This is a genomic window from Embleya sp. NBC_00896, from assembly GCF_045207785.1.
In the GTDB taxonomy this organism is placed as follows: Bacteria; Actinomycetota; Actinomycetes; order Streptomycetales; family Streptomycetaceae; genus Embleya.
Genome location: NZ_CP108777.1, coordinates 1,747,520 through 1,760,997 on the forward strand (window position 1 = coordinate 1,747,520; position 13,478 = coordinate 1,760,997).

Consider the following 13,478-nt stretch of genomic DNA (forward strand, 5'->3'; position numbering starts at 1 on the left):
CGGATGGTCCCTCTCGCCTCCGGCCAAAGGCCCCGGCCGGGCGCGTACTTGGCTCAGAGCCCAGAGTTCGGCCTTGCGGCCGGGCCCTTGTCCTGGGCGGCGAGGCAACGCGGCCGACCACCGGAAACGCATACGCTTCCGCCGACGGCCGACCCGCCCATCGAGCCCCAACCGGTCCTGGCCTGGACCGTCGATGGGTCCCAGTGCGTCCTGCTGCCCAGAGGCAATACCGGTGATTTAGGTCTTGCTTCGGAGGTTCGGTGTCGGCTTGGTGGGTGCGATCGCGGTGATGTGGGTGGGTTCGGTCGGGGTGGGTGGCGGGGTTCGGCGCGTTTGAAGGCCCAGTTGGACATTTTGCGTTTGATGACGCGTGGGTTGGACCGCGCCCGGCGTGGTGGTAGCGGGCGTTCGAGGATTTCACGCAGGCCGAAGGTGATCGCCAGGGCGAGTCGTGAGGGGGAAACGCCGCTTGGTCGTTGACGCAGCGGCGGACGATCCTCAGGGTGCTGACGAAGGACATCCGGTCGGGATCGCGGCAGCCTTGTCGTGCGGCCGCGTGCACAAGGTCGCGCAAAGCGTGGTGGACCAGTCGCGCCCGGCCGATCGCCGCCGTCGGGGGCACCCGCCACGCCGCCGCCCAGCGGCGTTCCCACCCCGGGCGCTGCGTGAGCAGGCGCGCGACCTCCTCGTTGCCCTGACCCGAACAGACACATCGCCAGGACGAAGTACACGACCACCCGCGCCGGCAGCAACCGACGACGCTGCTCGCCCCGCCCACACCCCGCGACCACCTCGTTGATCAACTCCGGCGGAAACGCGCGCGTCAACACCCCCAACGCGATCCGATCCGAGAACCGCTCACCAGTCGACGACTTCACCTGCCCAGGCCTTGGCGCCAACGAGCAAACCCCGCCAAAATCACCGGCTAGGGCGTGTCTTCAATCCCCCGCCGAGCACCACGACGCCCGGCATCCGCCCTTCGGGCTCCTCGCTGCGCTCACCTCGCCGCACCGGAGAAACAGCCGAATAGAACCACTATGCGGCTGCTTCTCCGGCACGCCGATGCACGGCACCGGACGCCGCGGAGCCCGACGGGGGATTGAAGACACGCCCTAGAGGCGCCTAGAGGAGGGCGTATCTCTTCGATCGGAAGCTCCGTCGGAAGCACTGATCCGTCACGTCTGTGACTCGTGGGCGGCTCCGTTCAGTTGGTGAGCATGTCGCACGCGGCAGGATCGGGGGCCCGACATGGTGGCACTGCCCGTCACGGCGAATGGTCGGGCTCATCGACGCCGTACAAACGCATCACCGACGCCCGGAACTGCCTTGCCGCAACCCGCGCGTCCAGGCGACCGATACCTACCTCATGGTCGGCGGCATGGCCGAGCGCGATCGTCGCGGCGACCAGCCAATCCGTCTCCAGTTCGGTTGTGAACTCGCCGCTGTCGCGCCCGCGGCGGATCAGAGCCGCCAGCCGCTGCTCGATCAGTAGGTGACGTGACGCGTCGGCCGCCGAGTCGCTGTCCGAATGGCCGAATGCCGCCTGCTCGGTCAGCAGTGTCCCGACTGCGGCGAGGAACCGGCCGAGGGCTTCGGTGGCGGGGCCGACCTTGAGGTCAGCGGCATCCAGCACGGCGAACGCCCGGTGACTCAGCTCGTCGCGCACCGCTGCGAGCAGTGCTTCACGGGTGCCGAAGTGCACGTACGCGGTCTGTCGCGTCACGCCGGCCTCGGATGCGATTTCGGACATGCTCGCCTCGGAGCGTTCGGCAAGCACCTGAATCGCCGCCGACACCAGAGCGGCACGGTTGCGTGCAACTTCCACCCGCTGACGGCGACGCCTTATCTCTGACACGGTTGACAAGGGTAACAAGACTCATAAGCATGACAGTCATGTCAGAGATAACCGAGTTTGCGGCGCGCCGCCTCCTGATCGACTACACCCGCGACATGTCCCTATCCGACGAAGATCCCGCCCGGATCGTGGATCGCACCTTCACCGATGACGCGGTCTGGGTAACCGACGGCACAGAGATCACCCGCGACCAACTGATCGCGCACGCGGCCCCGTCCCGCAAGAACGTCACCGCCGGCGAGATGCAGATCGATGATCTCCTCGTCGACGGCCACCGGTTCGCCGCGCACTGTCGCCTGAGCGTGGAACACCGCAAGCTCGGCCACATGGTGATGGAGTGGATACTGATCGGCGAGGTCGCCGACGACGGACGGGTGCGGCGCATCCGCCAACTCGGTCGTACATCTTGAAGCTGTCCAGATCACCAGATCACCACCTGGGGGAGGCTGCTACAGCGCGTTCAGGCCGTCACCGATGCCGAGGGCGGCATCAACTGGAGCATCAACATCGACTCCACCTCGATCCGGCCCACCAGCACGCCACCGGGCCCCGACGATCCCGCCACCGGCACCACCCAGTGCCTCAAAAGGGGCCGCACAAAGATCAGTTCACGTGTGTGCACTTGCGCCTGCGCCCGTTCCTGGAGGAGGCGGCGCGGCAGGCGAGGCCCTCGGAGGTGGGCACTTCCTCGGGGTATCAGGCGCGTGGGGTAGGTGCCATCCCGACATGAACGTCCGTGCGGGCATTGCCCGTTGCCCACCCGGGTGCGTGGAGGTGGGCGAGCTCCGACGGACTGATCGCCTCGCCGCCGTGAACGCGTCTGCGGCGCCTTCTTACAGCGACCGGCCGCCGCCGCACCCTTGCCCAGCGGCCCGCAACGCCCTGGTGGATGTGGGACCGGTTCTCACACTTCAGCGGCGGGCGGGTGCGACGAGGCGGGGCGGCCGCGTCTTGGGTGTGGTTCCTCGGCTGGTCGTGGTCTTGGTGCGATAGGGAGCACGCCCGGCGCCCGTGCCGGCTCATCGAGCGACGCAAGGTCGGTCGGATGTAGCAACAACGCTTCTGATTGCGGGAGTTCGTGCTTGGTCTGGGATGACGGAGCCGGGTGTTTTGCGTCTTGGGTTCACCACAGGATCAGTCGAACGGTCCTGGCGGGTCACCGCTGGTGGGCTTCCGGCCGTAATTCGGATCATCGACCGGAGGCCGTCGCCCCGACGGTGACGAGCCGCGCAGTGCCTTGTCGACGTCGGGCGCCCCAGTAGGTCACGGGCCGACGGCGGGATCGCCGCGAGGGGCGAGGGTCAACTCGTAGCCGCCGACGTCGTCGAATACGGCTCGACGCCGAGGACCGAGGTCCACCACGCCTTGCCGGCGGCGAGGTCGGGCGCCGGATGCAGGACTACTCGCGGGCCCAGGAACACCGGCGACCATCCCGTTGCGACACTCGAATGCTGGTTTGACTCGGTGACTGTAGCGAGGTGGATCAGAGTCCCCGCCCGGCTCCAGACGCGGCCGGCCCCGTGGTCGAACGCGACGCCTCGTTGTCGGCGGTGCCGGCGGCGTGTCGAACGTCGATACGGCATCCCCGGCGCGGATTGCCTGCGGGTGTCGGGTGCGCGCCGAGGCTTGGTGGCGGGCGGTCGGTCGACGTGGTCGGCCGACGTGTTCGTGCGGCGCGTGCACGGTGATCCCGGCCTACGGACCGATGTGTGGGGCCAGCCACTGCCGAGGCGGCGGGAGGGTCGGGTCGGGTGCCGGGAGCCGATGCGCTTGATTGCCGACATCTGACGATCCTGGGCCCATCCGATACGTGATCCGTCGGACGCCGCCCCGATGCGCCGGCCGGTGCCGTGTCTCGGTGGGCTGTGAAGGCGCGCGCCGGGCCCGCGCGGGCGGGTGCCTCGAACACAGGTGCGCATCGCGCCGTACGCTTGCGAATTGCGCCCATGGCGCTCCCCACCCGTACGCGGAGGCTGTACATGTCCCGACCCGCCCCCCGTTCCCGCCCCAGGATCGCGGTCTTCGGCGCCGGTAGCGTCGGCTGCCACCTCGGTGGCCGGCTCGCCGCGTTCGCCGACGTCACGCTGATCGGCCGCCCGGCGGTGATGGGCGCGCTCGGCGACGGGCTGACCGTGACCGGGGCGGGGCGTCCCGCGATGACCGTAGCGCCGGAGGAGCTGACCCTGGCCACCACGCCCGACGCGGTGGCGGGCGCCGACTTCGTCCTGGTCACCGTCAAGTCGGCGGCGACGGCCGAGGCGGGACGCGAACTCGCCGCGCACCTGAGCCCGGCCGCGATCGTGGTCAGCCTGCAGAACGGGCTGCATAACCCGAGCCTGCTCCGGGCCGCGCTGCCCGGGCGCACGGTGCTGGCCGGGATGGTCCCGTACAACGTCGTTCGGCCGGAGCCCGGTGTGGTCCACCAGGGCAGTGCGGGCGTGTTGATGATCGACGCGAACCCGCGCGCGATACCGCTCGTGGACGTGCTGACCGAGGCCGGCCTGCCGGTGCGGATGCGCGAGGACATGCGCGAGGTCCAGTACGCGAAACTGCTGATGAACCTCAACAACGCCGTCAACGCGCTGTCCGGCCTGCCGCTGCGGGACCAGCTGGGACAGAGGGCCTATCGGGCGTGTTTGGCGCTGTGTCAGCGCGAGGCGCTCGCGGCGTTCGAGGCCGAGGGTGTTCGGCCCGCCAAGCTCGGGCCCGCGTCGGCGGCGCGCTCGGTGCGGTTGCTGGGGCTGCCGGATCCGTTGTTTCGCCGGCTCGCGCGTTCGGCCTTGCGGATCGACGCGCATGCGCGGTCGTCGATGTGGGAGGACCTGGAGCGGGGGCGGCCCACGGAGATCGACAACCTGCAGGGCGAGGTGGTGGAGATCGCGGAGCGTCATGGGCTGGCGGCGCGGGCCAATGCGCACATGCGGATGTTGGTGCGGGAGGCGGAGTCGGCTGCGCCGGGGGAGGCGCGGCGGTGGAGTGGGGCGGAGTTGCTCGGGTCGCTTTTGGCTGCGGTGCGGGCGTCGTAGCGCGCGGGGTGCGTCCCACATGGCCTCACGCGCCGGCCGGGCTGGAGGGTGGCCTCAGGCGCCGGCCGGGCTGGGTTGGCCTCAAGCGCCGGCCGGGCTGAGGGGTGGCCTCAAGCGCCGGCCGGGCTGGAGGGTGGCCTCAAGCGCCGGCCGGGCTGGGTGGCCTCAAACGCCGGCCAGGCTGAAGGGTGGCCTCAAACGCCGGCCGGGCTGAAGGGTGGCCTCAGGCGTCGGTTGGGTTGGGTTGGCCTCGAACGCCGGCCGGGCTGGAGGGGTGGCCTCGGGTGTCAGTTGGGCTGCGGTGGGCTCAAGGGCTGGTCGGGGTGGACGGTGGTCTCAGGCTTGGGTGGGGTTGTTGGGGGTGTTTTGAATTGTGGGGTTTGTGGTGGAGAGCCTCTTTGGATTCTGGTGGGTGGGGATCTACGTTCGAGGTCGGCGACGCGATGACGGCCGGGTGCGGTGCGTGCGTGGGTGTCGGGGAATGGAGGGATGGGTGATGGCTAAGGTTTTGTTTGTGGTGACCGGGTCCGATGTCTGGACGTTGGCCGATGGGACGCGTCATCCGAGTGGGTTTTGGGCCGAGGAGGTCGTCGCGCCGTACGAGGCGTTCACCGAGGCGGGCCACGAGGTTGTCGTCGCGACGCCCGGTGGGGTGGTGCCGACTGTCGACCGAGCGAGTCTGGCGCCCGAGGTGAACGGTGGCGCGGACGGGCTCGCCGCGGTCACCGCCGGGCTGAAGCGGTTCACCGCGCTGCGTGCGCCGATCGATGTGGCGGACGTCGAACTCGCGGACTACGTAGCCGTGTTCTACCCCGGCGGGCACGGTCCCATGGAGGACCTGTCGGCCGACGCCACCTCCGGCGCGCTGCTCACCGCCGCGCTCGCGTCGGGTAGGCCGCTGGGTGTGGTCTGCCACGGGCCGGCCGCGCTGCTCGCGACCACTCGCGCCGACGGCGGCTCGGCGTTCGCCGGCTATCGGCTGACCGGTTTCACCAACGCCGAGGAGTCCCAGGCCGGTTACGCCGACAGGGCCAAGTGGCTGCTCCAGGACCGCCTGGTCGAACTGGGTACGGACTTCCAGGAGGGCGAGCCGTGGGCCCCGCACGTGGTCGTCGACCGCAACCTGTACACCGGCCAGAACCCGTTGTCCGCAGCGCCGTTGGCGGCCGAGATGGTCAAGGCCCTCGGCTGACCCTGCCGGCGAACCACCCCTGATCGCCCACGAGTTACGCGCGGGTCTCGCGCCGCACCGACACCGCGACCACGGCTCCCGAAGTCGTGGTGCCGGGGAGATCCAGGAGCGCCGACGACGCGCCGGCGCGGCTCGACGGCCGGCCGTCGGGGGTCCGCGTGGCGTGGATCGGACGGGCGGTCGGACTCAGTAGCCGGGCGGCCGGGATCAGCGCCGCCGTGAGCACCGCCACCAGCGCGAAGGACGCGCCGAGCGAGGCGTGGTCGGCGATGCCGCCGACGATGGCCGGGGCGATCAGGCCGGACGTGTAGGTGACCGTCGCGACGCCGGCGATCGACCGGCTCGGATCCTCACCCGTACGGCCGGCCGCCGCGAAGGTCAGCGGCAGGACCGCCGAGACGCCGACCCCGAGCAACGCGAAGCCGATCGCGGCCGGCAGCGGTGAGTGCGCGGTCGCGACCAGGACCGCGCCCACCGTGGCCACGATCGCGCCGGCGCGAACCGTGCGGGTCACCCCGAACCGGTCCACGAGCACGCCCGAGGCCAGGCGCGCGATGGTCATCGTGAGCGCGAATCCGGTGTACGCCAGGGCCGCGACGCCCGGGGACGCGCCCGCGACGTCCTTGAGGTGTACCGCGCTCCAGTTCATCCCGGCGCCCTCGGCGAACACCGCGCAGAAGCCGACCGCGCCGATCGTCAGGGCCGCCCGGGACGGCAGCGCGAAACGCGGCGGAGCGGGCGCGCCCGCAGTGGGACGCGCGTCGAGGAGGCCCCGGCTGCCGATCCAGCCCGCGACCGCGAGCAGTACGGCCAGGGCGGCCATGTGAACGCGGGCGTCGACGCCCGCGAACGCCGCGGCGGTGCCCAGACCCGCGCCGACCAGCGCGCCCGCGCTCCACATGCCGTGCAGCAGGGGCAGCGTCGAGCGACGGAGTCGCTGCTCGACCACCAGGCCCTGGGTGTTCATCGCGACGTCGGACATCCCGGCGCCGACGCCGAGCAGCAGCAGCGCCGCGCACAGCCAGGGCAGGCCCGGCGCGGACATCGGCAGCAGCGGTACGGCGCACCACAGCGTGATCAGCCAACGCAGCGCGCTCCGGCCGCCGTACCGATGGACCAGCGCTCCGGCGAGCGGCATCGCGAGCGAGGCGCCGACGGCCGGGGCGGCGAGCGCGAGACCCAGTTGGCCGGCGCTGAGGTCGAGGTGGTCCTGGAGCCACGGCAGGCGGGACGCGAAACCGCCGCCGACCGCGCCGTGCACGGCGAACATGACGCTCGCGGCGATCCGGGCGCGACCCGCTTCGGGGTCACCGGTCGCGGACGTCGGGGCGGAGGGGTCCAGGTCCACAGGGGTGCAGGTCTGCTTCATGGTGGGATAAATTATCAGGCAGGGTTCCTGAAAGAAAGAGTCTGCGAGGATCGTTTCCCATGACAGCCGCCCGTACCGCGACGCCGAGCACGGCCCGTGCGATCAACGACCGCCTCGCCCTCGACCTGATGATCGAGCACGGCCCGTTGACCGCCTCCCAGCTCAAAACTCTCACCGGACTGTCTCGGCCCACCGTCGCCGACCTCGTCGAACGCCTCTGCCAGGCGGGCCTGATCCACCTGGTCGGCGAAGCGGGCGAACGCCAACGCGGCCCCAACGCCCGGCTGTACGGGATCGTCCCGGACCGCGCCTACATCGCCGGCCTCGACGTGCGGCTCGACGCGGTCGAGGTGGCCGTCGCCGACCTGACCGGGCGGATCACCGCGACTGGCACGCTCGCCATCCCGCCGCACGCCGACGCGATGCACCCCGTCGCCGACGTGCTCGCGCTGCTCGACGACACCGCGCGGCGGGGCGGCGCCGAGACGTTGCATACCGTCGCGGTCGGCGCGCCGGGGCTGGTCGACCCCGCATCGGGCAACCTCATCTCGGACACCTGTAGCCTGCCGGGCTGGCACGCACTGGTGGTGGCGGCTTTGCGGGAGCGGGGCGGCGTGATCCTGGAGAACGAGGCCAACCTCGCGGGCATCGCCGAGCAGCGGCTCGGCGCGGCGCGCGGGCTGGACACGTTCGTGTTGGTGTGGCTGGGCCAGGGGGTCGGCGCGTGCGTGATGCTCGACGGCCGACTGCGGCGCGGAGCCTCCGGCGGCAGCGGTGAGTTGGGCTTCCTGCCGGTTCCGGGCACCGAGCACCTGCCGAGTCGGACCAACTCCAAGGGCGGCTTCCACACGCTGGTCTCGGGCGCGGCGATCGAGGAACTGGCGGCCCGGCACGGCTTTTCCGGCACCGCGGAGGAGAGTCTGCGCGCGGCGGTCGCGGGGGAGTCCGCGGCGGGGGCGGCGCTGCTCGACGAGTTGGCCGGGCGGATCGTGTTGGGCGTCTCGGCGCTCGCGGTCATCCTCGACCCGGGGTGCGTGGTGCTGGGCGGGGAGCATGGGCGCGTGGGCGGGGTGGGGCTCGCGGAGCGGGTCGAGGTGCGGCTTGCGGCGGCGACGCCGTTGCGGACACGGGTGTTGGCTGGGATGGTGCCCGGCAATGCGATTCTTGGCGGGGCCGTGCTGATTGGGTTGGACGCGGTGCGGGACGACTTGTTCGGCTGCCCATAGCCCGGGGGGCGGCCTGCGGCCCGCATTGTCCTCAAGCGCCGGACGGGCTGGTTTTGGGTGGCCTCGGGTGTGAGGCGGGCTTTTCGGGATTGTCCTCAAGCGCCGGACGGGCTGGTTTTGGGTGGCCTCGGGTGTGGGGTGGGGGTTTTCGGGATTGTCCTCAAGCGCCGGACGGGCTGGTTTTGGGTGGCCTCGGGTGTGGGGGGGGGTTTTCGGGATTGTCCTCAAGCGCCGGACGGGCTGGTTTTGGGTGGCCTCGGGTGTGGGGTGGGGGTTTTCGGGATTGTCCTCAAGCGCCGGACGGGCTGGTTTTGGGTGGCCTCGGGTGTGGGGTGGGGGTTTTCGGGATTGTCCTCAAGCGCCGGACGGGCTGGTTTTGGGTGGCCTCGGGTGTGGGGTGGGGGTTTTCGGGATTGTCCTCAAGCGCCGGACGGGCTGGTTTTGGGTGGCCTCGGGTGTGGGGTGGGGGTTTTCGGGATTGTCCTCAAGCGCCGGACGGGCTGGGTTGGGTGATCTCGGGTGTGGGGTGGGGCTTTTCGGGGTTGGTCTCCAGCGTGGGGTGGGCTGGTTAGGCGTGGGATGGGGTGCTGGTCAGGAGAGTGGCTGGGGCTACCGAGGTCCAGGCTGCGAAGAGTTCGCTTACGTTTGAGTAGCGGGCTGCCGGGTCGCGGCGGGTTGCGCGTTCCACTACTGCCAGTTGGGCCAGGGTGCCGCGCCAGGCGCGTTCCTCGTCGCCGGCGTCCAGGAGCAGGCGCAGGGTGCGGCCGAGGAGGTAGACCGTGCCCGCGCGGGTGACCAGCGCACCGCGGCGGCTGTGCTCGGGCGGCATGTACCGCGTGGACCCGAACAGACGCGCGCAGTCCAGGACGAACGGGGCGCTGCGGTACTCGTCCAGGTCGATCAGGTGGACCCGGCGGGCGGTGAAGTCGTAGAGGACGCAGCCGTCGTACCAGTCGACGCCGACATACCCGGCCGCGTCGATGACCCGGTGGGCGTCGAGGATGGCCTCCAGCGCCGCGTGCACGTCGTCCAGCGGAAGGGCGCGGAAGCGGGCCAGCGGGGAGGTCGCGCCGGTGCGCAGTTGCCTGCCCGCGCGCTTGACGGTCGGGTGGTACAGCACCTCGCCCGTGCGCCACGGCCCCACCGTGACGGGAACACCGGCCGCGGTGAAGGTGTGCAGCACGGGCACTATCGCCGGATGCCGCACATGCGCGTGCAGATCGATCGCCCGGCGCAGGCTGTGTGCGGACGACGTGGTGGGCCCGGTCTTGACGAACCAGTTCCCGTCGGCGTGCACGCCGTACGAGACCGCACCCGAGTCCTGGTCGCCGAAGGTCGCGTGGACAGTGCCGACCGAGCGCAGGTAGTCGGCGGCGTCCAACGGGGTGTCGGGAGCATCGAGCAAGGGGTGCGGCACGGTGGCGGGCCTTTCATGACGGGTGTTCCGGACCCGCCGCCCGGGTGTCGAGTACGTGGACGGATCGAGCCGGTGGGCATCGGGTCCTTGCAAGCGACGGTAGCGCCCCCGGGCAGGGCGGTGGGGCTTTTTCCGACCAAGGCCCGAGACGAGCGATGGGTCCCGGCCTCGGGAAAGGCCGACGGTGAAGACTTGATAGAGGGTTGAGGTGGGGTTCGACCGGCCCCGGAAACGACCGACCGGCGGGTCGGGGTACGCCGAGCCCACGCGCCCCCCCGCCCCGCTCCCCGCCCCACGAAACGATGCCTCCCCAAAGGCACTCCGCGAGGCCATCAACGCCGGTAATTCCGGTCAGGGCCTGTTCTCGACCCCATCTCGGCGCCGTCCGGACGCTCGAGAACGCACGGTACCCAGGTCTGGGGCACTGTCACCCTAAACCCGCCCGTCCGACGCCCGACAGGCGAATATCGGACACATGCGGCCCGGCCGTCGGGACCGCTCGGGCTCACCAACGCGCCTTCCGAAGCCACCGGCGACGCCGGCCGCGGTGCCCTCGAAGTGACCACCGCCACAACGCTCGCCACCGCCGGAACACCCGCCGCGCCCCACACCGCCGGCGACAAACCCACGCGAAGCCCGGGCGCGAGTCGTCGCCGTCGGCGTCCAGGAAGAAGGCGGACAACACCGGGACGCCGGGCAGAACGCCGACGTCGCGGACCGAGTCGGTCACCCCGGAGGCCCGTACGGGGGCAGGCCCGGCGCCTTCAGCGTCATGGGACTGATCCCGAGGACGCCGACTGCGGGGGGCGGACCGCGCGCGGGAGCAGCGCGATCGGGTACACGCACATGCCGGTGAACAGCATCTCGGAGAGATCACATCGGTGAGTTCGGTGGCCAACGTCTCGGTGACTGCCGCGAATTGGGCGTCGGTCTGTTTCGCGAACACCTCCAGGACGGCCGCGCTCGGACTGCGGATGCCGGTCAGGTGGGTGGTCTGCGGGAAGGCCGCCGCCATGTCCCGGTCGCCGAAGTCCGCCGACGCGGGCAGCGGCAGGAACTCGACGCCGGTGGCCTCGATCCGCTCGCTATGGCGCGACCCGGTGAGGAAGCGGACCCGATGGCCGCGCTCGACCAACTCCGAGGCCACCGCCAGGCACGGGGAACGCGCCCGAGCAGGGGTGAACTCGTCACCAACACGGACGCCTTGGTCTCTCCTGAGCGAGGGAGGCTTAGCCGGCGGCGCGGCCACGGCAAAGACGTGGAAGTGGACGGGAGTTGGGAGCAGTGGCCGGAGGATCGCGTGCGGGCTCAGTCCGAGATCCGGGCCGCCGCCCCGTCGGCGTCGGTGATCGGCGGTGCGTGGGCTTCCGGGTTGCCCGCCGCGGCCACCACGTCGAGCGCGCGGATCAGCGTCTGGACGTCCTCCAGGGTGTGGATCTCGGTGATCCGGCCCCACCGCATGCCCATGAACTGGGTCAGCGTGTTCTGGTAGCGGGTGCCGTCCGGGAGCGGTCCGTCGATCTTGGAGAGCATCGCGATCCGGGTCGCCCACGGCCACCCGCTGACGAGCAGTTGTTGCGGCTCGAAGTGGGCACCGGGCAGGAGCCGGAACAGCCGCTCCCACCACAGACGCATCGCGGCGACTCCTCGACGACCTCCGACGTGGCCCGGATGCTCACGAGCGAACCCGCACCACAGCGGGCGAGCACCCGATCCGGCCCCAGGCTCGTGAACACCGGGCCGTCGCCGACCTGTTCGAGCGCACCGGGCAACCTCGAGGCAGATCAGGGCGTCGGGGGTCTGCGGCGTGATCAGGCAGCTGTCGCCGGCCGGCACGATGTCCCGGGGCCAGGTGCCGACGTGGGCGTCCCACAGTATCGAGCCGTCGGGGCGGTTCAGTCGGACCAGGTGGGATTCCCGCTCGTAGACGAGGACGTGCTTCTTGGTCGCCGACATCTGCGAAATCGCTCCGCGCTGGTGCAGCGGTCGTTCCCAGAGTGGTGGTGTGATCATCGGAGCATCCGACCGGATGGTGATGAGCGTCCACAAGCGCATTGGCACCGCCGCCGCGCGGGTGCTTGAAGTCACTGTGCGATCACCCGGGTTGGCGTTATGCTTTTTGCCATGCGTGATTCGTCGTGTTCGAGTTGGTGGCGCCCCTGCTAGGGGCGGCCACCTCGCGTGCATGACCAGGGCCGTTCGGATGGACGGCCCTTTTGTGTGCCCTGGATCAGGGGCGACCGCCGTCCGTACGGCGATCTGCCACCGACCAGGAGAAGCTCATGACCACCATGTTCGATACCCCGATCGGCACCTCCGCCGCCCACGCGCGCAGCATGGTGCTGGAGGAGCGGCTGCGTCGGGAGCCGGAGCGGTTCCGGGTGCTCACCGGTGATCGGCCCACCGGCCGCCTGCACCTCGGCCACTACTTCGGCACCCTGCACAACCGCGTTCGGTTGCAGGAACTGGGCGTCGAGGGGTTCCTGATCATCGCCGACTACCAGGTCCTGACCGACCGGGACGTCGCCGACCGCCTCGCCGAGCACGTCGAGGGGCTGATCCTGGACTACCTGGCGGTCGGCATCGACCCCGCCCGGACCACGATCTTCACGCACAGCGCGATCCCGGCCCTCAACCAGCTGCTGCTGCCCTTTCTCAGCCTGGTCTCGGTCGCCGAGCTGGGCCGCAATCCGACGGTCAAGGACGAGATCGCGCACTCGCGACAGGCCGCCGTCAGCGGCCTGATGTTCACCTACCCCGCGCACCAGGCCGCCGACATCCTGTTCTGCAAGGGCAACCTCGTTCCGGTCGGCCAGGACCAGTTGCCGCACCTCGAACTCACCCGCACCATCGCCCGCCGGTTCAACGACCGGTACGCGACCGCCGCAGACCCGGTGTTCCCCGAGCCCGACGCGCTGCTCTCGGCCGCGCCGCTGCTGCTCGGTACCGACGGCACCAAGATGAGCAAGAGCCGCGGCAACGCCGTCGCCCTGGGCGCCACCGCCGACGAGACCGCCCGGTTGATCCGCGGCGCCAAGACCGACGCCGATCGGCACATCACGTACGAGCCGGCCACCCGCCCCGAGGTCGCGAGCCTGGTCCTGCTGGCCGCACTCTGCCTGAACCGCGAACCCGACCAGGTCGCCGCCGACATCGGCGGCGCGGGCGCCGCCGCCCTGAAGCGGACCGTCACCGAGGCCGTCAACGAGTTCCTGGCCCCGATCCGAGCCCGCCGCGCCGAGTACGCGGCGGACCGCTCGTACATCCGCCACGTCCTGCGCGAGGGCAACGAACGCGCGAACGCGGTGGCCGAGACGACCCTGCACGAGGTGCGCACCGCCATGAAGAGCCTGTACTGATTCCATTTCCATTTCCATTTCCATCCACCGAAAG

10 protein-coding genes are annotated in these 13,478 nt (G+C 70.7%); 5 read left to right on the top strand and 5 right to left on the bottom strand.

What is annotated here, in order from left to right; genetic code table 11:
* Positions 1-53: 53 nt before the first annotated feature.
* Complete coding sequence (locus tag OG928_RS41240; RefSeq protein ID WP_331767139.1) at positions 54-878, bottom strand: transposase domain-containing protein; 825 nt, start codon at positions 876-878, stop codon at positions 54-56.
* Positions 879-1,264: 386 nt separating this feature from the next.
* On the bottom strand, positions 1,265-1,825 hold the full coding sequence (locus tag OG928_RS41245) for a TetR/AcrR family transcriptional regulator (RefSeq protein ID WP_406291671.1): 561 nt from the start codon (positions 1,823-1,825) through the stop codon (positions 1,265-1,267).
* 68 nt (positions 1,826-1,893) lie between these two features.
* Between OG928_RS41245 and OG928_RS41250 the strand changes: the two genes are divergently transcribed.
* The 3 genes from OG928_RS41250 to OG928_RS41260 all read left to right on the top strand — a co-directional run bounded on the left by OG928_RS41250 (position 1,894) and on the right by OG928_RS41260 (position 6,073).
* Complete coding sequence (locus tag OG928_RS41250; RefSeq protein WP_331767141.1) at positions 1,894-2,265, top strand: hypothetical protein; 372 nt, start codon at positions 1,894-1,896, stop codon at positions 2,263-2,265.
* A 1,569-nt stretch (positions 2,266-3,834) separates the two neighbouring features.
* On the top strand, positions 3,835-4,881 hold the full coding sequence (locus tag OG928_RS41255) for a 2-dehydropantoate 2-reductase (protein ID WP_331767142.1): 1,047 nt from the start codon (positions 3,835-3,837) through the stop codon (positions 4,879-4,881).
* A 496-nt stretch (positions 4,882-5,377) separates the two neighbouring features.
* Complete coding sequence (locus OG928_RS41260; RefSeq protein WP_331767143.1) at positions 5,378-6,073, top strand: type 1 glutamine amidotransferase domain-containing protein; 696 nt, start codon at positions 5,378-5,380, stop codon at positions 6,071-6,073.
* 34 nt (positions 6,074-6,107) lie between these two features.
* Here the strand turns inward: OG928_RS41260 and OG928_RS41265 are convergent, their stop codons facing one another.
* Complete coding sequence (locus OG928_RS41265) at positions 6,108-7,442, bottom strand: MFS transporter (protein ID WP_331767144.1); 1,335 nt, start codon at positions 7,440-7,442, stop codon at positions 6,108-6,110.
* A 59-nt stretch (positions 7,443-7,501) separates the two neighbouring features.
* On the opposite strand from OG928_RS41265, the gene OG928_RS41270 reads away from it, so the two are divergent.
* Entirely contained in the window at positions 7,502-8,668 is a 1,167-nt protein-coding gene (locus OG928_RS41270) for an ROK family transcriptional regulator (RefSeq protein WP_331767145.1), read from the top strand.
* Positions 8,669-9,236: 568 nt separating this feature from the next.
* On the opposite strand, the gene OG928_RS41275 is transcribed toward OG928_RS41270, so the two are convergent.
* Together OG928_RS41275 and OG928_RS41280 are read right to left on the bottom strand one after the other, a co-directional pair.
* On the bottom strand, positions 9,237-10,085 hold the full coding sequence (locus tag OG928_RS41275) for a serine/threonine protein kinase (protein ID WP_331767146.1): 849 nt from the start codon (positions 10,083-10,085) through the stop codon (positions 9,237-9,239).
* Between the two features lie 1,308 nt (positions 10,086-11,393).
* The gene (locus OG928_RS41280) at positions 11,394-12,098 is read right to left on the bottom strand and encodes a nuclear transport factor 2 family protein (protein WP_331767148.1); all 705 of its coding nucleotides are present in this window, start codon (positions 12,096-12,098) and stop codon (positions 11,394-11,396) included.
* 269 nt (positions 12,099-12,367) lie between these two features.
* Between OG928_RS41280 and trpS the strand changes: the two genes are divergently transcribed.
* Positions 12,368-13,444, top strand: coding sequence for a tryptophan--tRNA ligase (gene trpS, locus OG928_RS41285; RefSeq protein WP_331767149.1), 1,077 nt, complete (start codon positions 12,368-12,370; stop codon positions 13,442-13,444).
* The last annotated feature ends 34 nt before the right edge of the window (positions 13,445-13,478 follow it).